Genomic DNA, 20,353 nt, shown 5'->3' on the forward strand with positions numbered 1-20,353 from the left:
AGCGTTCTGTCGTTTCCGAGCAATTGCAATTCGCGACTTTTTTCGCTTTCAACTCGCGCCCCATGTCAGTGGGGCAGACAACAGCAGAGGTTGCACGCCGCTAAACTCGAAATGAAGTCCGTGTCGTCTTCTGTCTGGAACGCGAGGCGGCGGCTCAACGTTCTGCTGCGATGAAACAGCGCTGCCGCAATCTCATCTTCATTCTTGGCGATCAATTGTCTCACTCCATATCGAGTCTGGAGGGTTTTGATCCGGACCAGGATGCGGTCCTTGTGTGTGAGGTGCAGGAAGAGACGACCTATGTGCGCCATCACCGCAAAAAGATCATCCTCATTCTTTCGGCCATGCGTCACTTCGCCGAAGACTTGCGCGGCAGGGGATTTGATGTTCGCTACATAGAGCTGGATGACAAGGCGAACACGGGGAGCTTCACCGATGAGTTGAAGCGCGCCGTCAAAGAGATCAGGCCGGAGAGGGTCATTGTCACCGAGCCGGGCGAGTTTCGCGTCTTGCAGGCGATGGTGGGGTGGGAAAAGTCGCTAGGCATTCCCGTTGAGATATGTGCCGACAGCCGTTTTCTCTGTTCGAAGGAGGCGTTCTCCACCTGGGCCGAAGGGCGGCGCGAGTTGAGGATGGAGTTCTTCTATCGAGACATGCGTCGAAAAACCGATCTGCTCATGGACGGTGACAAGCCGGTGGGCGGGCGCTGGAACTTCGATGCCGAGAACCGGAAGCCGGCAAAGCCCGATCTCTTCCGGCCCTCACACCCGCAGTTTCCGCCTGACAAGATGACTCGCGACGTGATGAAATTGATCGATGAACGTTTTGCCGGGCATATGGGGCAGGCACAGGGCTTCGCATTTGCGGTCACGCAGAAGGATGCGGAACGCGCGGCAGACGCCTTTATTGAGCACTTCTTACCGGGCTTCGGCGAGACGCAGGACGCCATGCTCTCCAGCGATCCTTTTCTCAATCACTCGCTTCTTTCTTTTTACATCAATCTCGGCCTGCTCGATCCGCTCGATATCTGCCGGAGGGCGGAGCGCGCCTATCTCGAAGGCGACGCGCCGATCAATGCGGTCGAGGGTTTCATCCGCCAGATTATCGGCTGGCGGGAATATATGCGGGGAATCTACTGGCACTTTATGCCGGACTATGCGGAGCGCAACTTCTTCAAGGCGTCGCGGCCGCTTCCTTCCTTTTTCTGGGACGGGAAGACGGAAATGAATTGCCTCTCGACGGTCATTGGTGAAACCATCGATCACGCCTACGCCCATCACATTCAGCGTTTGATGATTACCGGCAACTTTGCGCTTCTTGCTGGCCTCCACCCTCACGCGGTGCATGAATGGTATCTCGAAGTCTATGCCGACGCCTTTGAGTGGGTAGAGATGCCGAACGTTATCGGCATGAGCCAGTTCGCCGATGGTGGACTGCTTGGGTCCAAGCCTTATGCCGCAAGCGGTGCCTATATCTCGCGCATGTCGGATTATTGCGAAAATTGCCAATATGACGTGCGCAAGAAGACGGAGGAGGGCGCCTGTCCCTTCAATTCACTCTACTGGGATTTCCTCGACCGGAACAGGAAGAAGCTCGACGGCAACCGACGTCTTGCTCAGCCCTACGCCACTTGGGGTCGGATGAAGGAGGAGCAGCGCAATGCTTATAAAGGTGCTGCGCGCAGGTTTCTTAAAAAGCTCGATGATGCGGAGCCTGTGTAGGAGTTCTCCTGATGATGATGAGTTCACTTGCCGAGGGATATCGATCGCTGGTCATCGGCTCAAGCGGCGGGATTGGTTCGGCGGTCGCAGAACTGCTGGAGGCGGACGAGAGGTGCTCAGAGGTGATCGGCCTTTCACGTTCCACCGATGGCTTGGACATCACCGATGAGAGGAGCGTTCAGGACACGATCGGGCGACTGGACGGCGAGTTTCATCTGATCTTCTGTGCCACCGGTGCGCTGACCATTGACGGTACTGGACCGGAAAAAGCGCTGAAGCAGCTTTCTCCCGATGCGATGATGAAGCAGTTTGCGCTGAACGCTCTTGGCCCTGCGCGGGTGATGAAACATGTCTCTGCGAGACTGCCGAGGCGAGAACGCGGGCTTATGGCGTTTCTGTCAGCAAGGGTCGGTTCGATCGGTGACAATCATCTTGGTGGGTGGATATCCTACCGTGCCTCCAAGGCAGCCTTGAACCAGATCATCCGAACCGCCTCCATCGAGATCAGCCGTACGCACCCGCAGTCCGTCTTGGCGGCAATGCATCCCGGGACCGTGGCAACCTCCCTTAGCGATGACTATAGCAACGGTCGTGATCGGTTTCGACCGGCCGAGAGCGCGACCAGAATGCTTTCCGTTCTGGATAGACTTCAGCCGGAGCAGAGTGGCAACTTCCATGCCTATGACGGCTCGAGTATCGAGTGGTGAAGCATAGGACGTTCAAGGCCATGCATGGGGGTCATTTCTGTCATGACTTGCTTCGCCCGTCCTGTAACCCTATCTCTGGTTCAATAATTCCGATCAAACAAAGCGCATTGCTCATGCATCTGCGAAGTGGATGCGAGGTTGAAGGCGCGCGCGGAGAGATATCCATGCAATCAGCACCGAAAAGCTTGCCGGAGATGAATGCTGGCGAGCGGTATGCCATGATGAATACCGTCAGTGAAGCCCTTTTCGATGCTGCGGAACATGCAGCGGAGGAGGGCGACGTGCGGCTGGCGGAGAATTTTCGCGCTATGGCGGCGATGATAGAAGGCGAAAGCGGCGACAGCTCTTCGAACAACTTCAGGCCCCTTGAGCTTATACTAAGGCAATCCATGACGCTTTTGCAGCTTTACACGGAGAAGGCGTCCGGAAGCCGGATGCTCCACTGACCGGCTTCACAGTGCTGCAAACCCAATCCTTGCCAGACTCGCAACAACCGCATAAATCTTTGGTGTGGCGTTAAGCATATAAGAAAATCCGCATGCAGCCTCGCGCTCAAATCTGTATTCTTGCCTAGGTAGACTGACATATAACGGATGCGGCTGTGAAATTATCGGTCATTCTGAAGACGCTCAACGAAGAAAACCGGATCGGTGCGGCCATCGAAAGCGCGATCGATGCGTTGAAGGCCGTGCCTGATATCGAAAGCGAAATCATTGTTGCCGACAGTGGTTCGAAGGATCGAACAATCGAGATCGCTTCTCGATACCCTGTCATCATCGCACAGATTCAGGCACCCGCCAAAGCCAGTTGCGGTGTCGGTCCCCAGCTTGGATTTCAATACAGCAAGGGGGAATTCGTCGCCTTGATGGACGGCGACATGCTGCTCGATCCGACATTCTTGCCCGAGGCCTTCGATTATCTTGATAAGCATCCCCGCGTTGCTGGTGTCAGCGGCGATATCAACGAGGTCAATCTCGATAATCTGGAATTTACCCGCCGCGTGCAGCGCATTGCATCGGAGGTCAAGCATGGCGTTCGCGATCGTCTGAACGGCGGCGGCGTTTACCGTCGCGCGGCGATCGAGGAGGCGGGATATTTCTCCGACCGCAATCTCCATGCGTTCGAGGAGTTCGATCTTGCTCAACGTCTTCGGCTGCGCGGCTGGACGCTTTACCGACTGGACCGGCGCTATGTCGATCACTTCGGTCATAACATCAACTCCTATGTGCTGCTGACACGGCGCTGGTCGTCGAAATATCTGCTCGGCACTGGAGAGCTGTTGCGCGCCGGCTGGCAGCAAGGGCGGTTCAAACAGATCATTCAAGAAAATCCAGAGATCAAGCTTTGGCTTGCCGTCTATGCCTGGTGGGCAATTCTGCTTTTCTGCCTGATCGGCAGCATTTTCCATCCTATCTGGCTGATTGCTTTTGTTGCCTTGCTCGCGCTGCCAATCGTGGCAATGTCGATCAGGAAAAAAAGTCTGGAGCTTGGCCTTTACGCCATTGTGGCCTGGTGCTTTCATGCGGCGGCACTTCCGTTCGGCCTCATATCGCGACGGAAAGATCCCGGTAGTTGGATTGAAAGCAGGTTGTTGAAGTCCTGATGAAAAAAGCCCTTCTACGGTTACTGGTCGTTTCGTGTGCATTGATCCGGCCAGCCTACGCCGAAGAGTGGCTTCCCGTCAGAGAAAGGTCGCTTGAAGTTCAGGCGGGAAGCCCGCTTGATTTTTCCGGCCTTTTTCCAGAGACAAAGATCGACGAGAATACGCGGATCGTTATCAATCCTGCCGGCAAGCTTGCAATGGCAAACGATGCCGCCGAGCCGCAGCGCTTCCTGTGTGCGTCTCTTGCGTTGAGCCCGGCGTCTGGCGGGTTTCCGGATCATGATGCTGCCGACCGCTATGCCCTGCAGCTGAAGAGGCACGGCTACAATATCGCCCGTTTCCATTATGTCGATGCCGCGTTGATGGCGGATCGCACCAAGGATTTCGACTTCGATCCGCAGGTGCTGGATCGCGTCCATTACCTCATGGCGGCACTGAAGCGAAACGGCATCTACTGGATCATGGACGGTCTGAGTTCAACGCGTGGGGCCTATGGCGGCTATGAGGACCGATGGGATCTCAATGGCGACCTCAAGGTCGATGCGCAGATTACGGATGCAGGCTTCAATCACTGGCTGAAGTTTCAGCAGGCCTTCCTCGGCAAGGTCAATCCCTATACCGGCATCGCCCCCATTCGCGATCCGGCACTTGTTGCCATCGTGCCCTTCAACGAAAACGGCCTGGAATTTGATTCCATCGTGCAAGAGGGCGTGCGGGGCAGCGTCTTTCAGAAGCAGCTTCAACCGCTCTTCAATGACTGGCTCTTGAAGAAATATGGCAGTGACGATGCGTTAAAGCAGAAATGGGGTTGGTGGACGAAGGAAGGCAGTCTTGAGGATCGTTCTGTTGCTCTGCCGACCAACCGTAATGAGCGCAGCGAACGGATGCGCGACCTGCAATCCTTCTTCATTGACGTAGAGCAGAACGCCACCCGGCGCATGACCAAGGCGCTTCGCGATCTTGGCTTCCGCGGTATCGTCTTGCCTTACAATAACTGGCCAACGATCCAGACCGGCATAACCCGCAGCATCCAGGATGCGGTGGCGATGAACATCTATCATGACTGGGTTGGCTCCTATGAACCGGGCACCAGCATTGAGGGGAAAAGCTCGCTGGAAGACGGGCTGCGCTACTTGAGAACCGTGGGTGCTGCACGGTGGCTGGGTCGGCCATTTATTATCACGGAATATGACCATCTCTTCTGGAACCCCTATCGGTATGAGGCAGGTCTTGCGGCACCCGCTTTTGCTGCCCTGCAGGGTTGGGATGTTCTGTGCCGACACGGGCACGGTCCGATTGTTTTGGCCTATGGTGAGGATTTCCGGTTCAAGAAGCAGATTCTGCCCTACACGATCGCACTCGATCCGGTGGCGCGAGCGGGCGAAACGCTGGCTGCGCTCGTCTTTCGCCGCGGCGATGCCAAGAGCACGTCGCTCGACATCCCTTTCCTCGTCGACGGGCAAAAGGGTCTGCCGCAAGGTGTCAGCGACATGGAGCCCGAGCTTCTCACACGCCTCGGCCTCATCGGGGCCATTGGCCTCCAATCTGTGACCGATGCGAAGCCTGATGTGGTTGCGGTTGCGCCGCAGCGTGAGGGTGAGACCGCTATGGCGATTGTGGCAAAGCTGAAAGCTGACGGTCACATCGATCCGTCCGCGCCGGCCGATCTGGATAGTGGTAAGGTGGTGAGCCAGACCGGGGAACTGCAACTGGACGCCGGAGCCGAGGCCCTGGCCTTGAAAACGCCGATGACCGAGGCGCTTGCTTTCGATAAGGTCGGGGACGGCGTCGAGCTAGGCGCTTTCAGCGTGAAGCAAGCGGATGGACGAGGATTGCTATCGCTGTCGTCGCTGGACGGAGCGCCGTTGAAAGAGAGCAAGCGGCAGCTTTTGATCCTGGCGTCGGATGCCCGCAATTCCGGAATGCGCTTTCGCGACGCGGATCAGCGCGTCATCGAAGATTTTGGCCATCTGCCGGTTCTCATCAGGCGCATGGAAGTCGGTCTCCGCTTTGAGGCACCCGGCACCTTCAAGATTTCTCCTGTGGGTCTGGATGGCCGTGTCCGTGCACCGGTCGCGACCGCCAAGAGTGGTAAAATCGTGCGTTTGTCGAACGACACGCCCGGCGGTCCCACGACCTACTTCCTGGTCGAGCGGACCGAATAAAACGCGTCACGATCTTTGAGATTCGCTCCTTGCGCTTTAGGCTCATATCGTCGCGCAGAGTGGGGTCTCAACCTAGTAAAAGTCGCGCGTCAGACGTGTCCAGCCTTCTCCACCCAGTCCGCCGTAATAGGCCCGGCCGCTCTCCATCGCCTCCTTGAACGCGGCGGAGCGGGAGTTGCGGATATCCCGGTGAAGTAGCGATACCAGATGCGGCTATAGCGGGAGAGCGAGCGGATTATCTCGGGGCGGGCCTGAGAGCAGGCATAGGTGAAGCCGGATCGTTCCAGGGCAAGCAGCGCCGCATCGACGACGGCACCTTGAGCGTTGTCTTCGTACAGAAGATCAAGGATATGCGCCGAACCGCCCATTTCGCCCACGACTGAGAAAACGCCAACGACATTGCCGTTCTTATCCCTGACCTGTGCCAGCATCAGTTTTCCGCGTCCGTCATCTCCGGCGGAGGCGTTGACAGCCCAGGTGACGTAGGCCTCGTCATAAACCGGCGCGACCACATAACGTGCCAGATAACGGGTTGCGTATTCGGCAAAGACCGCAGGGGTGGCTTCTGCAACACTGTATCCGTCCGCTGTCGTCACGTTTTTCGCAAGACTATTGTCAGGAAGCTGCCCTCGGCTGATGAGACGCGCAAAGCGGTCGAAAAGCTTGATTCTCAGGAAGCTGATAAGCGCAGGCAGCGGTCTGAACATCTTGTACCACCGAAGAGCCTGCACTTGGAGTTCTATCCCTCCAATCGCCTTGAAATGGGCAATGCCGATCGGGGCGCCGCTGTCGGTAAAGAGGATGTTATCGGATTTCGGCCGGGTGCTTAAAAACACCGCCGCGGCGGCTCGCGGATTGGCATCCGGCGTCGTTGCGAAGCCGCAGGTCAGCCTCGCAATCACGGTCTCCTCGCCGATGCGATAGGTGAGCGGTATGATGGTCAAGATGGTTTTCAACGCACCGGTTTCGTCCACCGATACAAGGCTGCCGTTCTCGGGTGTGTAATTTGGATGCGTAAACAAGATCTCAGACATGTGCGCTTCGAGCGCTTTCGTCTTCGGTTTGGAGCGGGACCGGAACACGGAACTGAAAAGTGCGCTCATCTGGGGAACATCGCCAAGCTCTGCGGGGCGGAGCTTTGACGTGTTTTTGTCGTCATATTTCAACCTCCTTGCGCGCTGCGATGGAGCGGGCGACATAGGCCCTGACTACGAGCCATGAAGCAATCACGATGCTAAATTCGATAATATAGGCTGAGATGAAAATTCCGTAGGGTGGCCAGATCCATGCAGCCACGCCGATGATGAGCGCGCCGATGCCGTTTGCGAGGTTCAGCACCCAGGCACGCGCTCCATGCTCACCGGCTGCTCCAAGAAGATCGACCGCAACCGACCAGATTGCGATCAGGAGGATCAGCGGCGCCAAGACCCGAACAAATGTCGGCAGGGACACATATTCCGTTCCGAAGATCAGAGGCATGAACGAGGCAGCGAAGAATATGACGAGGGCTGCGGCCAACCCAAGGCCAATCGCTATTGCGAGAATACGCATCGTCAATTTGAAAGCATGGTGGATGCCGTTGACGCTTGCCACCGCAAGGTGAGGGTAAATGAGCCGGTTGAGCGCTTCCACTGCCATATAGCTGCTATCGGTGATACGCCTGGCGACCCCGTAACTGCCCACCATTTCAGGCCCCGCCACCAAGCTGAGAACCAGAAGGTCTACATTCTGACGAAAAGCCCGAAAAATGAACGGTGTCGCGAAGAGGACCCCAAGGCGGATTTCGGCACGGTCCAGTCTGTAGTCTGGCCGCGCGATGCGAAAGGCGAGGAATCCGTAAAGCGCAAGCGTCAGTATGAATGAAACCATTTGCCACGTCGCCCAGCTTTCGACCGTATCGACCTTGAAGGCGATGCAGGCGAGAGCAGCTGTCAGTGTGCGGATCAGCGCGAAGCCCATAATGGAGGCATTGGCAGCGCCATTCCGTCGATGGGCGAGGAAGATGGTTTCGCCCAACATGATCAGGCGCACCAGGACGATATTGGTCAAAAGCAGCTGAAAGGTTATCCAGAGGTTCTCGCCTGACGTCTCCCCAAAACGCATAAAGTGGGGCAGGACAATTATGCCTATCACGATCAGCACCGCTCCACTGATACCGCTTAAGATGATGCCGTGGCCGAAGATCCGGGGGAAGCAGGACGGGTCTTGCGGTACGCGGCGGACGAGGGATTCCGATGCACCCATGCCGCAGAGATGGACAGCAATGTTGGTGACGGCGATCAAGGAAACGTAGCGACCAAACTCTTCGGCCCCGAAAGTTCGGGCCAGTATCGCGAATGTGACGAGTTGCGCGGCATTTGCAATCAGAAGACTCGCCGAGGAAGCGCTGTAAGACAAGAGCATTCCAAGCAATCTGGATGTATTTCCTGGTGCGTTTCTTGCCATGTATCATTCCATGCCCAGAAAGAGGTGGGGCGTAAACCATTTCTCAGCGGTCTGTGTGGTTTATGGGAGCTATAAGCTGAAAATATTTCGTTTCGATTGACACAGAGGTCTGGTCGCGCATGTACGAGTATCCAACGCAGAAGCGCGTCGAGCGCCCAACGCCGGAGCCTTCGCTGCGTCGAATCGTCGATACGAAACCAACTGCGGGTTTGGGCCCGATCATCACCCCCGGCAATGTCTTTCTCTGGTTGCGTCGTGGGCTCTTTGTCATTCTGCTCTTCGCTATTCTCGGCGCAGCGGCTGGCATTGCCTTCGGGATCCTAACCAAGCCGCGCTATACGGCCTCGATGGATATCCTGCTGCCGCCGCCTTCAGGTCAGGTCCTTCCAAATGAGTTGACGGTTCCCGCCCTTCAGAGCGAGGCCCAAATCCTAGACATATCCAGCAAAATTCTGCTGCTCAACTCCGGCAACGTTTTGAGACGGACTGTTGAGCGCGGGCATTTGCAGGAGCTTCCGGAGTTCAACCCCTCGCTCGAACCCGGCTTCAATCTGATGGAGGTGCTCGGTCTCGCCAACCCGCAGCCCCCAGGGGATCAAACATTGACGGCGATGCGAATTCTCGACAAGCGCATCAAGGTTGGCCGCGAAGGCGGAACCTATCTCATCAACATCAGCCTTTGGACGCGCGATCCCGAGCGGTCGGTCAAGATACTGGCGACACTCGCAGAATCTTTCAGACAGGAGCTTGAGGCTACGCGCAGTGATCTTGCCAAGAGCGCGAGCACGGCGCTCGCGACGCGCCTTGAAGAGTTGAGGCGTGCTTCGACAGACGCAGCCAATGCGGTCGTGGAGTTCCGGCAGAAAAACAATCTTCAGGATCTCGGCAGTGCAGGTTCCGTCAATGTTCAAAGTCTTTCGCAGCTCAATACGCGGTTGAATGATGCCAATTCCAGGCTGCAGGAGGTCAAGGCGCGCTACAATAAGCTGAGCCAGCCTTCGGCAAATGGTGGCACTGGGGCCAATTCGCTATCGTCACCGCTTCTCGATACGCTGCGATCGCAGTATTCCGTTCTCAAACAGCAATATGACGAACTGGCACTGACCTATGGGGAACGGTATCCAAAGCTTGCCGCATCGAGGGCGCAGCTGGCGACGCTCAGAGCCGAAATCGCTCGCGAGACAGAACGCGTCTTGCAAAGCGTCAAGCTTGAGATGGACCAGGCGCAAAGCACTGTCGATTCTCTGCGCAGCCAGATCAACACGGCCCAGAGCCGGGTCTCAACCGACGATGCGGCGCAAGTCGAATTGCAGGATTTACAGAGAAATGCCGAGGCTAAGGCAGCGCTCTACGATACGTTCCTGAAGCGCGCGGGCGAAACCGGAGAGCAGGAACAGCTCAACGTTTCCAATCTCCGCATCGTCACCGAGCCAGTACCGCCTGAGAAGCGCAGCTTCCCTCCTCCGACTTCGCTGCTTGCGATCGGTGGCCTGATCGCCGGGATCCTGCTTGGTGCGTTTTTCGTCGTCGCAGGTCGGACGTTGATTGAACTCAGACGCAACGACTGGCGGTTCGAGCGGATTATGTGATGCAGGTAACCACAATCTCGCCAGCTCAAGTCAGTCGACAGCATATGAAGGTCAGAGTTGCGACCTTCGTGGCGATCTTCCTGTTCTACTTTATTACTACGAACCCGTTTATCGACCTCGTGAAGTTGCAATCTGCGGGAACGGATATTGTATCGGGGTCAAACTTTCTCAATCAGATGACGTTTCTGCTGATTACGTCTCTGACCATCTATGCCGCCGTGAACCATCCTATGCGCTCGGAGGTTTGCCAGCCAAGAGTTTTGATCATTGCGCTTCTCGGTTGGTTTTTCATCTCGTCTGCGCTGTCGAACTATCCCATCGATGCGATCAAGCGGACGATCCTTGCGATCCTGACTTTCTTCAACGCAGGCATGTTCCTGCTTCTTCCGCGTTCAGAGGAGCAATTTGCGCGACTGATGCTTTATGGCACAGCCATCACGCTCGGGGTGGCTTATTTCGGCGTTGTTTTTCTGCCCCGGCTTTCGATCCATCAGGCGGCAGAAATTGTCGAACCGATGAATGCGGGCTACTGGAGGGGCCATTATGCACACAAGAACCTCACTGCTGCGGTGATGCTGCAGATCGCATTTTTCGGGCTCTACTTTCGCAGTGCAGGATGGAAGAAAAGCAGCATCCTCATTATCGTTCTGGCCGTTTTCTTTCTTATGCACACCGGGGGTAAATCTTCGACCGCCATGTTGCCAATGATCCTTGTTCTGCAATGGATATTCGAGAGGTTTCGCTGGACGCGGTGGTTCATCGCGGTGGGCGGTATCGTCGCCTTCAACACTCTGATCCTTGGCGCCACCCTATCATCGGATTTTCGAAGCCTGGTGGCCTCGGTCGGCATTGATCCGACCTTCACCAACCGCTCCGATATCTGGAAAATCGCCTTTGACGCGATCGCCAAATCCCCAATCCTTGGTTATGGCTTCCAGGGCTTCTGGCAAACGCCTGACCTTATGCATAGCCCTGCCGGTCTGGAGACCTGGGCGGTCCGGGCTTTCAACGGACATAACGCTTATGTGGATACGCTGCTGACGACAGGGATCCCGGGGGTGCTGCTAGCGCTGACGCTCGTCATTCTGGTGCCGATGCGGGCGATCGCGCGGCTGGACCGGGCGCCACCAAATGATCCGGCATTGACACGCCTCTTCCAGCGGACCTGGCTTTGCGTGCTCTACTCCGCCTGCCTCGAGGCTATTTTCTTCCAGAATGGCAGTCCGGTGTTTTTCGTTTTTCTTGTCTCCATTTTCGGCTTGGTCCTGCAGTCCAGGATGAGCCTCGTCAAAGAACCGGTTGTGACCAGGGAGGAAAGCCATGGCGTTTTTATCCAAAGTCAGTGATAAGCTTGAATATCTGCGAGACCGTTTTGCCGAACGTGCTGTGCGCGCTCTGCCTGCCTCGACGCTGAACGTTGCCTGCCGCCGCCCCGTTGTGTCCTTCACCTTCGACGATGTTCCTTGCACGGCGTTGAGCGCCGGTGCGAGGATTCTTGAGGAGAATGCGGTCCGCGGCACGTTTTACATTGCCGGAAGTCTCCTCAATCGCGTGGAGCCGGACCGCAACATAATCTCGGAGGAAGGATGCCGGGAGCTTGCTGCTGCGGGCCATGAACTCGGCTGCCATACTTTCGGGCACGAAATCGTCCATACGCTGCCAAGACGGTCCTTGCGTGAAAGTCTGTGTCGCAACGCCGCTTTGCTGGATAGTTTTGAGCCGGCGGTCGCAAAGCGAAACTTTGCCTATCCCTATAACCAAGGGTCGCTGCGGCACCGGCAGCTCTTTGCCGATCGTTATCAGACAGCGCGTGGCGGGGGAGATCGCATCAACCGGGGCAAGGTCAATCGCGGCTTTCTCTGGGGAATGGAAATTCGCCAGCCGGAACAGGACGCCCTTGCATTGGTTCGGCAGATTGACGCAGTGGTGAAAGAGCCGGGCTGGCTGGTGTTCTTCACCCACGATGTTAGCGATACGCCGACACCCTATGGATGCACACCATCGACCTTTTCCACATTAGTGCGCCATGCCGTTTCGAGCGGCTGCCTCGTTCTGCCGGTTCGCGATGCTCTTCAGCATGTGGAGAGTTGAGATGACGCAATGAGCGCGACGTTTCTGGCAATCAACAATTACCACTACCGCCGTGGCGGGGCAGACGCGATTTTTCTTGATCAGATGGAGATGTTTGCCCGCTCCGGGTGGAATGCCGTGCCCTTTTCTATGCAGCACCCAGACAATCTGCCATCGGAGTGGTCGCCCTATTTCGTTCCCGAGATCGAGTTCGGTCGTCAAGGCGGTCTGATGACGAAGATCGGTCATGGGCTGGAGATCATCTATTCTCGCAAGGCGCGACAAAGCCTGGCCGCATTGATTGACCGCGTAAGGCCTGACGTGGCGCATGCTCACAATGTCTATCACCACATTTCTCCGGCGATCTTTCCGCTCCTGAAAAAGCGGGGAATTCCCACGGTGATGACGGTACATGATCTGAAGCTCGCCTGTCCTTCGTACAAAATGCTGGCGCCGGATGGCGTCTGCGAAAGATGCAAGGGCGGTCGTATCTATAATGTCCTCCTTCACCGCTGCATGAAAGGTTCCGTAGCGTTAAGTGGCCTTGTCATGGTGGAGACGGCTGTGCACCGCGCGCTCCGTCTTTATCGCGATCATATCGATAAGCTCGTGGTTCCAAGCCGGTTCTACAAGCAGAAGCTGATGGAATGGGAATGGCCGGAGGATAAGCTGGTCTATATTCCGAACTTCGTCGACCATGCGATCAGCGAGCAGAGCTTCACCGTCGAGGAGGGTGATTACTTCCTGTTTGCCGGGCGCCTGGCGCCCGAGAAGGGCGTGGACACTCTCATCCGGCGCTGCGGCGCAGTCGGGGCAGCGTCTGCGTATTGCCGGTACAGGGCCGGAAGAGGCAGCGCTTCGGGCGCTGGCGCAGAGGGAAAATGCCGATATTCAGTTCCTCGGCCATCTCAGCGGTCGCGCCTTGCATGAGACATTGGCCGGTGCCAAGGCGCTCGTTCTTCCGTCCGAATGGTATGAAAATGCGCCGGTCAGTATTCTGGAAGCCTACGCCCTTGGGCGCCCGGTGATAGGAACGGATATCGGTGGCATTCCCGAACTGATCCAGCCCGGCCAGACAGGTCTTATCGCGGCACCTGGCGATAAGGATGATCTTGCACGGGCACTGATCGCGATGGACCTATTCTCGGCATCCGCACGCAACGATATGGGAAAGCGTGGTCGGGCCTGGGTAGAGGCGGAGTTTTCGCGTAACGCATTTTTTGAGAGGACGCTGACCCTCTATCGAAGTCTCGGGGTCTCAGCGCCCTACAGCGGCAGGCGGTAATTTAGATAGTTATAATTTTATATATGTTTGAAGGGTTTCGTCAATATAATGGCGGTAAGGTTGGGGATACGCGGCAGCGTGAAAACTGCCTGCCGATGGCTGCTGTTATAGCTGTGCCGTAGGAGTGGGGTTGGATGCCCGAGAGCAAGCGAGTGGTGGACTATGCGGCGTCGAAACAGACGACGGCACTTCGGGCGCGCAGCAATGCCGACGAGGTCCACTTTCCAAATCTGGATGGGGTTCGCCTATGCATGATCGGTCTGCGCGGTGTGCCAGGGGTTCCCGGTGGCATTGAAACCCATGTTGAGCAACTTGTCCCAGGGCTGGTAGAAAGAGGCGCAGACGTTCACGTCTATGCGCGCCAAAATTATGTTGCCGGTGAAGTGCCTTACGTCTGGCGCGGCGTCACTGTCCATCCGACATGGGCGCCGAGCAACACGCGATTGGAGGCCATAGTCCATACGCTGCTGGCTCTCTTCAAAGCCAGAATGCTCAAGCCCGACATCGTCCACATTCATGCCGTCGGTCCTTCGCTCGTGGCACCTTTGGCGCGGATAATGGGGATGAAAGTCGTCTTCACTCATCACGGCTATGATTACGATCGCGAGAAATGGAACGCGCTGGAAAAGAAAGTTCTGCGTCTTGGCGAGTGGGCGGGCATACGGTTTGCCCAAGGCCGCATCGTCGTCGCCAAACATATTGCCGATGCGATGCAGGCGAAGTTCAATCGCAGCGTCCATTTCATTCCCAATGGCGTGCAGATCGATATCGGCGCCGCACATGATGGCGTTCTGGATGAATTCGGACTGACGAAAGGCCGTTACGTTCTGCTGGTTGCGCGCCTTGTCGTAGAGAAGCGCCAGATGGATTTGATAGATGCCTTTCTGCGTGCCGACATGCCGGGCACCAAGCTTGTTCTCGTCGGCGGCGGCGATGCCAGAAGTGATTACGCAGAAAGATTGCGTGAACGCGCGAAATCTCATCCGAACATCGTGCTGACAGGATCGCAATCTGGCGCGCGGCTTGGGGGTCTTTTTGCCAATGCCGGCCTGTTCGTTCTCCCGTCCAGTCATGAGGGGATGCCGATCGCACTTCTCGAAGCGCTCGCCTATGGTTTGCCAGTACTAGCAAGCGACATCGAAGCCAATCTGGCGCTCGAACTGGATGCAGGCTCGTATTTCCGCCTGGGGGACATTTCCGCACTCGCCCAAGCAATGCAGGCAAAGTTGTCGCAGCGTCCGGACGCCGCCCAGCCTTCTGTGGAAATGGGAGAGACTGGCAGCACGATCATGTCTCGCTACAATTGGAACAGCATCTGCGAGCAGACGGCTTCTCTCTATCTGTCCGTTCTGAAGCGCAACTGGACGCTACAGTATAGGCCCCGGAAATCGGAACCTTTGAGAAAGCACGATGCGTAGATCCAAGGAGTTAGAGCGCCCTTTGTGGGTTCCAAGGACGCTTTGCACACTAGACTGAATCGACATTCCTCATACCTTCCAGACATGCACCGCGTCATAAACCGTCGAGGCGGTTGAACGATCAGCTTCTTCAAGCGTTGCTTTTCACACGCAACGGTGAGGAGCACTGGGTTGGTTTTCGATGCGAGCGAGGCAATGAGCCGGTTTGGAGAGAGCCACACGACCGTCGTTCTGTGGCAGCGTTTCGAAGTCTCGCACAGGGAGATGTTCGACTCCCTCAAGAGTGCGATTGAATTTATCCGGGGCAATAGTTTTCGCCCAACTCGCGTTGAACTGCATCTCCATCGAGGCGGGCACGACGTGCTGATTGCCGGTGATGAACTTGCACAGCTTCTACAGGAACATGCAGGGCAAAAAGCCTGACGAAACAGTGCTGGGCCACCCGAGCCTGAGGGGTGAGGCGAAGCCCTATTTTCGTGCTCGATCCGCCCTCATGCCTCTGCGGTTATCAGCCGCTTAGCGTGCTTTCTTGCGTTCCAACGGTCATCATGTTGCCACGCCACGAGACTGAAGACCCCATCCAGCTTCTTACCCAGATGAGCGGTAGCAACGCGTCCCGCATGATCATGGTTGGAAAGCTTGTCCACGAGACATGCCATCCTTTGAGCTTGGCGAGCGCCAATTCCGGGAGATAGAAGAGCCCAAGGATCGCTACCGTGATTGCCACGATTGTCTTGCCATCCGCCCCCGCCAGCATAGCTGCGGCCAGTGCAAGAAGGAGAGGAGGAATGCCTCCGACGAGGATCTCCGGTGCGAAGAATTGGGGGAAGGTCACTCGCCGCAAACGCGCCCAGCGTGCCTGCCTAGACCAGACTTCCGCGAAGCTGCGCGTACCGAGCGGCTGCTCGAAGGGGGCTGGTGCGAGGTGAACTTTGCGCCCGCTTGCACGGATAAGCTTGGTGGCTGCGGCATCTTCGGCAATTTCGGCACCAAGGGCTTCAATGCCGCCGAGTGAATCGAGGAGCGGCTTGTTCCAAAGCATCGTCTTGCCCTGTGCGAAGCCCTGACCCAATGTCTCTGCCGCATATTGGTACCGGCACTGGAAGGTGTTGAGGAATGTGCATTCCAGCTCCGACCAGATATCGGCTGGCCGGGAGCCGAGGGGCGGGGAGCAGACAAGGCCGCTATCTTTGCGCCACGCGCCCATCAAGGTCGTAATGTAATGATCGGGCATCAGCACGTTGGAATCGGCGAGAATGACCCATTCGCTTGTGGCTGCACGCCATCCTTTTACGCAATTGTTCAATTTCGGATTGGCGCTGATCCTATCATCGCCCAGCAGCAATGTAGCCTGAATGTGAGGAAAGGCGGCAATGTTCGATTTGACGTGGGGGATAACAGGGTCTGCGCTATCCGCCACGCAGAAGATGATTTCGTAGTTTGGCCAATCCAGCTGAAAGGCATGAGGGATGGTCAGTGCAGTGAAATTCTCCACGCCGCGTAGTGGGACGACCAGGGAGACTGGCGGTTGGTTCTGCTGCGCCGCACTCCTTCTTGCGGTCGATTTCACACGAACGGCCGTCAGACCTATGCTCAACAGGTGGACGAAGATCAGCGCAAAGGCGATTACGGCAAGAGCGATGTCCATGTGTAACTCCACACATCCGGATCGTCTGCCCGGCGTTTATGTCCCTATCGCAAGTATAACGCTTTCATGACAGATCAATGTCATATAGCATTCATTCTGCTGTGGATGGCGGATACCGTACGCCCGCCATCCTGTTACGCGCTGCTCGAAACTATCGTGTCATACCCCAGACATAGCCAACAAGTGCTGCCAGTCCCAATGCTTGAAGAGGACGCTTTCGGATCTGGCGGATCACCTTGCTCTGAGCGGACTGAATTTCGCTGCGGGTGATGCGTGCCGATGCGGAAAGCGCTTCCTGGGCCGACTCTGTGATCCGTCCAAGTTCGGAGCGAAGTGCTCTCACTTCTTCCATGGCATGGTCGGTTGCCGGTGTGTCTTGGCGTGCTTTGACGGCAGCAAGCGCCTCATCCACTTTTGGAGCCTCCCCCGTATCCTGCTCTTCTTCGGGCGCGGATGTCGATGTGGCTGTCGTTGTGGTTGTGTGGGACACGGGATCGGAGGCAGGGAAGGTGTCTTCGAGCCCCTTTTGAAGATCTTCTTTGCCGGTGCGCTGTCTTGCCTGCTCTTCATGCAGTGAGGCGACGGCAGGTGAGGTGGAATTTTGGTCGGACATTATTTTGTCTCCGTAAGGGTTCGTCGTCTCAACTTCTTAGACGCGGGAGGGTTCCGGTTCGATCAGGCACGATTAAGCGTCGCCACCTGCTTTTATCGTCGCGTCAACAGACAGCTCGGGCATCATGCCCCGCTCGATGTCCGAGCGATCACGCTCTACCTCGATGACGGTGTAGAGCGTCTCGTCGCGGAAAGCGCTAGCAAAGCGGGTGGAGACGTCCTCGGAAGGCTGCGCAGTCGCCGCGGAGGCATCAGGCTGTGCCTCGGCCGCGACGATACGTGCATCGCCTGACGACCGGGCGGCGACCAGGACTTCTCCATAGGAGGCGCCTTTATCCCAGTGTGGGTCATCTGCCTTTGCCACGGGAGCCAGCTTGTAGACGTTAAGGCTTTCGGATTGCTGCAATCGGCTGACGGAGCCGACCTCATTTGAGCCAACTGCGTGAGGTGGATCGGACATCTGAAGTTTCTCCCTATTCTTCTGACCGAACCGCAGACGGACAAGGCGGTTCCTTTACGGCCCCGCTTTGTCCAGTCTCAACCGTTAAGATCAGATCATGATCTCGCCACCGGTGACCGGGATGACGGCAGCAGTCATGTAGCTGCCGCGATCCGATGCCAACAGAACGTAGGCGCCGGCAAGCTCGGCGGGCTGTCCAGCGCGTCCGATCAATGTCTGCTCACCGAAGGTCTTGGTCTTCTCCACGCCCATGGTGGACGGGATGAGAGGCGTCCAGATCGGGCCAGGTGCAACGGCGTTTACGCGGATACCCTTTTCAGCGACCATCCCGGCGAGCCCGGCGGTGAAGTTTAGCACAGCACCTTTGGTGGAGGCATAGGCAAGCAGCTGTGGTGAGGGTTGCTTCGACTGGATCGAGGCGGTGTTGATGATCGAGCTTCCAGACTTCATGTGTGGGACAGCGGCCTTCGACAGGAAGAACGGCGCATAAATATTGGTCTTGAAGGTCTCGTCCCACTCAGCGGAATCGATGTCGGCGATATCCGCATAGGTGCGCTGGAATGCAGCGTTGTTAACGAGGATATCGATCTTGCCGAATTCCTCGACGGTGCGCTGCACGAGGGATTTGCAATGGTCTTCCGAGGTGATGTCGCCAGGAACGGCCACCACCTTGCGACCGGCTTCTTCCACCCATTTCACTGTGTCGCGTGCGTCCTCTTCCTCGTCGAGATAGGAGATGACGAGATCGGCGCCTTCACGTGCAAAGGCGATTGCGACAGCCTTACCGATACCGGAATCCCCACCGGTAATCAGAGCGACTTTACCGCTCAGGAGGCCGCTACCCTTATAGGAATGCTCGCCATGATCAGGCTTTGGCTCCATCTGACCGGTGGTCCCGGGCGGCGTCTGCTTCTGTTCAGGATAGGGCGGGGAAGGGTGGCGAGTCTCGGCATCCATGTCTGTGCTCCACAATTGTTGACGAAGCCCAAACACGTTTTAGCAAATGCAGTTCCCTCCAAGCTTTAGCGAACCCTCAAGTGTCTGTGGCGTTGCCGCAGTCGGAGTTCGATTGGTCCGGCACGCGGGACACTTGTCTCACGACCCAGCTATCCCGAGTACAGCGGGCTTGGCCGCGTGCCTTGCCAGAGCATCGGCTTGTTCATTCCATGGCAGGCCTACATGACCCTTGCACCATGCAATCTCGATCATGTCGCAGCGTGTCAGGCACGCGTCGAGTGCCCTCCAAAGATCGCTATTGGGGACGTCTCTGCTGCGACCTTTGCCATTCGGTGCACGTTTTCTCCATTGGTTCGTTCTCCAAATATGGCGCCATTTGTTGCACCCCGTCACCGCGTAGAAAGAGTCCGACCAGATCGTCGCTGCCTCCCCGATCGCATTCACCTCCAGCCAGCGTAAGGCTTCAAGAACGGCAACAAGTTCCGGCGCGCTGTTGTCGGCGCAGCTTATGCTGCCGGACCGGGAGCCTATATGGACGTCATTGCGGACCGAAATCACGCCCCAACCGCCCAGGCGCTTGAGCGGGTCATATGAGCCGTCGACGAAGAGCTGGAGGTTGTGTGGCATAGAGGGCGTCGTCATAGGCTGGGAATCTTTCGGTCACTTGTTGGCGATGCTCACAACGCGGCTAATACAGGCATGCTTCAGCCTTGCCAGAGCAGGCCCAACACAGGAAATACAGCGTTGTGCCTTTTTCCTCGGCAGAGTTCTAAAAATGAACTGCTCCCAAACAGCCAGCTATGCGTTTACGCATATCTCACCTGCGATAAAGGCCATTTATTATGCCGAGAATTATGGGTAGTTTCTACCTATCGAAGCGATGCACCTCCTCCCGCAAAGCTTCGAGTTGCAAATGTCCTTATCCTCCTCCCAAAGGGCATTTGTTAGAGCAGCAGCACTCCTCCTCCCAGTTGCTGTTCGATTATTTTCGAAAGCCTGCCGCACCTCCTCCCGCGGCAGGCTTTTTCGTTTTCAGCGTTTTTGTTTGCGGCGCAGGGTGACGAAGGTCACGACAGCAGCCACTAGGCCATACATCGTCCACTTGAAGGGAAGAGCATCCGCGGTTTCACTGCGGATCGGCAGAACGGTCACGGTGCCGGGAGAGGATTCGTATCCGGCTTTGCCTTCCGCTTTCGCCTGTTCGATCTGCTGAGGCGAGACGGCCCATTCCGCGCCTCGCGACTTATCCAGCATCATGAATGCCGCTCCGACAGCGATGCCGACGATGATGGTCACGACCAAGCTTCTGATATTTTGCATGTTTTACTCCTGATTTGCAGGAGCTTCTCTACAGCATCGACGGGAAAATCGGAATCGATTTGACATGTTTGTGTGCTACTGGGCAGCAGTTCGCCTTGGCCTGTAACGTAGCGAAATCCTACAGCATCGCCCCGAAAATCGGACTCGATCTTCGGAAATCACAATGCGTAGATTCAGAAAAGGCAAAGCATGCTTTGTGCGTCCAACAGGAGGCACAGCGCTTTAGCTGGTGTGTGGCGGTTGCCGTCGCTAACTGCTGCATGAAGTCCAGCAGGTCTGAGGTGAGGCGTGGGCCGTCCATCTCAAATTCAAAGGATCAATATATCTTGATCGCTTTTAAACTATCGCAATTT

The 20,353-nt window shown here is 56.6% G+C and carries 18 protein-coding genes and 1 pseudogene; 11 read left to right on the forward strand and 8 right to left on the reverse strand.

All coding sequences use genetic code 11. The annotated features are described in order from the left end of the window. Positions 1-170 precede the first annotated feature (170 nt). From QE435_RS07100 to QE435_RS07120, 5 genes are all read left to right on the forward strand, one after another. On the forward strand, positions 171-1,721 hold the full coding sequence (locus QE435_RS07100) for a cryptochrome/photolyase family protein (protein ID WP_349040754.1): 1,551 nt from the start codon (positions 171-173) through the stop codon (positions 1,719-1,721). Between the two features lie 14 nt (positions 1,722-1,735). After that, the gene (locus QE435_RS07105) at positions 1,736-2,428 is read left to right on the forward strand and encodes an SDR family NAD(P)-dependent oxidoreductase (protein WP_349041151.1); all 693 of its coding nucleotides are present in this window, start codon (positions 1,736-1,738) and stop codon (positions 2,426-2,428) included. Between the two features lie 164 nt (positions 2,429-2,592). After that, positions 2,593-2,874 (forward strand): hypothetical protein, encoded by a 282-nt coding sequence (locus QE435_RS07110; RefSeq protein WP_349040755.1) that lies wholly within the window; start codon positions 2,593-2,595, stop codon positions 2,872-2,874. Positions 2,875-3,029: 155 nt separating this feature from the next. Then, the gene (locus tag QE435_RS07115; RefSeq protein ID WP_349040756.1) at positions 3,030-4,031 is read left to right on the forward strand and encodes a glycosyltransferase; all 1,002 of its coding nucleotides are present in this window, start codon (positions 3,030-3,032) and stop codon (positions 4,029-4,031) included. Further along, complete coding sequence (locus QE435_RS07120) at positions 4,031-6,196, forward strand: glycoside hydrolase (protein WP_349040757.1); 2,166 nt, start codon at positions 4,031-4,033, stop codon at positions 6,194-6,196. Before QE435_RS07115 ends, QE435_RS07120 begins: the two co-directional genes overlap by 1 nt. An 89-nt stretch (positions 6,197-6,285) precedes the next feature. Here the strand turns inward: QE435_RS07120 and QE435_RS07125 are convergent, their stop codons facing one another. Both QE435_RS07125 and QE435_RS07130 read right to left on the reverse strand, forming a co-directional pair. Further along, positions 6,286-7,230: a hypothetical protein gene (locus tag QE435_RS07125; RefSeq protein ID WP_349040758.1), complete on the reverse strand. Its 945-nt coding sequence runs from the start codon at positions 7,228-7,230 to the stop codon at positions 6,286-6,288. A 121-nt stretch (positions 7,231-7,351) separates the two neighbouring features. Next, positions 7,352-8,641 carry a lipopolysaccharide biosynthesis protein gene (locus QE435_RS07130; protein WP_309770177.1) on the reverse strand — a complete coding sequence of 430 codons (1,290 nt, stop codon included), beginning with the start codon at positions 8,639-8,641 and terminating at the stop codon, positions 7,352-7,354. 119 nt (positions 8,642-8,760) lie between these two features. Between QE435_RS07130 and QE435_RS07135 the strand changes: the two genes are divergently transcribed. From QE435_RS07135 to QE435_RS07160, 6 genes and pseudogenes are all read left to right on the forward strand, one after another. Beyond that, on the forward strand, positions 8,761-10,230 hold the full coding sequence (locus QE435_RS07135) for a GumC family protein (RefSeq protein WP_349040759.1): 1,470 nt from the start codon (positions 8,761-8,763) through the stop codon (positions 10,228-10,230). Then, positions 10,230-11,576 (forward strand): O-antigen ligase, encoded by a 1,347-nt coding sequence (locus QE435_RS07140; protein WP_349040760.1) that lies wholly within the window; start codon positions 10,230-10,232, stop codon positions 11,574-11,576. The genes QE435_RS07135 and QE435_RS07140 overlap by 1 nt, the downstream gene beginning before the upstream one ends. Beyond that, positions 11,551-12,321 carry a polysaccharide deacetylase family protein gene (locus QE435_RS07145; protein ID WP_349040761.1) on the forward strand — a complete coding sequence of 257 codons (771 nt, stop codon included), beginning with the start codon at positions 11,551-11,553 and terminating at the stop codon, positions 12,319-12,321. The genes QE435_RS07140 and QE435_RS07145 overlap by 26 nt, the downstream gene beginning before the upstream one ends. A 9-nt stretch (positions 12,322-12,330) precedes the next feature. Further along, a pseudogene (locus tag QE435_RS07150) lies at positions 12,331-13,585 on the forward strand (glycosyltransferase family 4 protein). 134 nt (positions 13,586-13,719) lie between these two features. Beyond that, positions 13,720-15,003 (forward strand): glycosyltransferase family 4 protein, encoded by a 1,284-nt coding sequence (locus QE435_RS07155; RefSeq protein ID WP_349040762.1) that lies wholly within the window; start codon positions 13,720-13,722, stop codon positions 15,001-15,003. Between the two features lie 171 nt (positions 15,004-15,174). Then, positions 15,175-15,426: a hypothetical protein gene (locus QE435_RS07160; protein ID WP_349040763.1), complete on the forward strand. Its 252-nt coding sequence runs from the start codon at positions 15,175-15,177 to the stop codon at positions 15,424-15,426. 85 nt (positions 15,427-15,511) lie between these two features. Here the strand turns inward: QE435_RS07160 and QE435_RS07165 are convergent, their stop codons facing one another. From QE435_RS07165 to QE435_RS07190, 6 genes are all read right to left on the reverse strand, one after another. Continuing rightward, on the reverse strand, positions 15,512-16,651 hold the full coding sequence (locus tag QE435_RS07165) for a ceramide glucosyltransferase (RefSeq protein ID WP_349040764.1): 1,140 nt from the start codon (positions 16,649-16,651) through the stop codon (positions 15,512-15,514). A 151-nt stretch (positions 16,652-16,802) separates the two neighbouring features. Beyond that, a complete protein-coding gene (locus tag QE435_RS07170) occupies positions 16,803-17,264 on the reverse strand; it encodes a hypothetical protein (protein WP_349040765.1) in 462 nt (153 codons plus the stop codon). Between the two features lie 72 nt (positions 17,265-17,336). Beyond that, the gene (locus QE435_RS07175; protein ID WP_349040766.1) at positions 17,337-17,723 is read right to left on the reverse strand and encodes a hypothetical protein; all 387 of its coding nucleotides are present in this window, start codon (positions 17,721-17,723) and stop codon (positions 17,337-17,339) included. Positions 17,724-17,813: 90 nt separating this feature from the next. Then, positions 17,814-18,680, reverse strand: a complete 867-nt coding sequence (locus QE435_RS07180; RefSeq protein WP_306928222.1) for an SDR family oxidoreductase — start codon at positions 18,678-18,680, stop codon at positions 17,814-17,816. Positions 18,681-18,818: 138 nt separating this feature from the next. Then, positions 18,819-19,322: an RNase H family protein gene (locus QE435_RS07185; RefSeq protein WP_349040767.1), complete on the reverse strand. Its 504-nt coding sequence runs from the start codon at positions 19,320-19,322 to the stop codon at positions 18,819-18,821. A gap of 390 nt (positions 19,323-19,712) precedes the next feature. Continuing rightward, positions 19,713-20,000, reverse strand: a complete 288-nt coding sequence (locus QE435_RS07190; RefSeq protein ID WP_349040768.1) for a hypothetical protein — start codon at positions 19,998-20,000, stop codon at positions 19,713-19,715. Between the last annotated feature and the right edge of the window lie 353 nt (positions 20,001-20,353).

This window comes from Agrobacterium sp. SORGH_AS 787, assembly GCF_030819035.1.
Lineage (GTDB): Bacteria > Pseudomonadota > Alphaproteobacteria > Rhizobiales > Rhizobiaceae > Agrobacterium > Agrobacterium larrymoorei_B.

Coding starts and splice junctions, on each gene's coding strand:
- QE435_RS07155 (WP_349040762.1), top strand. CDS start 13,720: ATGCCCGAGAGCAAGCGAGTGGTGGACTATGCGGCGTCGAAACAGACG.
- QE435_RS07145 (WP_349040761.1), top strand. CDS start 11,551: ATGGCGTTTTTATCCAAAGTCAGTGATAAGCTTGAATATCTGCGAGAC.
- QE435_RS07185 (WP_349040767.1), bottom strand. CDS start 19,322: ATGACGACGCCCTCTATGCCACACAACCTCCAGCTCTTCGTCGACGGC.
- QE435_RS07135 (WP_349040759.1), top strand. CDS start 8,761: ATGTACGAGTATCCAACGCAGAAGCGCGTCGAGCGCCCAACGCCGGAG.
- QE435_RS07175 (WP_349040766.1), bottom strand. CDS start 17,723: ATGTCCGATCCACCTCACGCAGTTGGCTCAAATGAGGTCGGCTCCGTC.
- QE435_RS07125 (WP_349040758.1), bottom strand. CDS start 7,230: ATGTCTGAGATCTTGTTTACGCATCCAAATTACACACCCGAGAACGGC.
- QE435_RS07180 (WP_306928222.1), bottom strand. CDS start 18,680: ATGGATGCCGAGACTCGCCACCCTTCCCCGCCCTATCCTGAACAGAAG.
- QE435_RS07190 (WP_349040768.1), bottom strand. CDS start 20,000: ATGCAAAATATCAGAAGCTTGGTCGTGACCATCATCGTCGGCATCGCT.
- QE435_RS07105 (WP_349041151.1), top strand. CDS start 1,736: ATGATGAGTTCACTTGCCGAGGGATATCGATCGCTGGTCATCGGCTCA.
- QE435_RS07140 (WP_349040760.1), top strand. CDS start 10,230: ATGCAGGTAACCACAATCTCGCCAGCTCAAGTCAGTCGACAGCATATG.
- QE435_RS07100 (WP_349040754.1), top strand. CDS start 171: ATGAAACAGCGCTGCCGCAATCTCATCTTCATTCTTGGCGATCAATTG.
- QE435_RS07170 (WP_349040765.1), bottom strand. CDS start 17,264: ATGTCCGACCAAAATTCCACCTCACCTGCCGTCGCCTCACTGCATGAA.
- QE435_RS07110 (WP_349040755.1), top strand. CDS start 2,593: ATGCAATCAGCACCGAAAAGCTTGCCGGAGATGAATGCTGGCGAGCGG.
- QE435_RS07130 (WP_309770177.1), bottom strand. CDS start 8,641: ATGGCAAGAAACGCACCAGGAAATACATCCAGATTGCTTGGAATGCTC.
- QE435_RS07120 (WP_349040757.1), top strand. CDS start 4,031: ATGAAAAAAGCCCTTCTACGGTTACTGGTCGTTTCGTGTGCATTGATC.
- QE435_RS07165 (WP_349040764.1), bottom strand. CDS start 16,651: ATGGACATCGCTCTTGCCGTAATCGCCTTTGCGCTGATCTTCGTCCAC.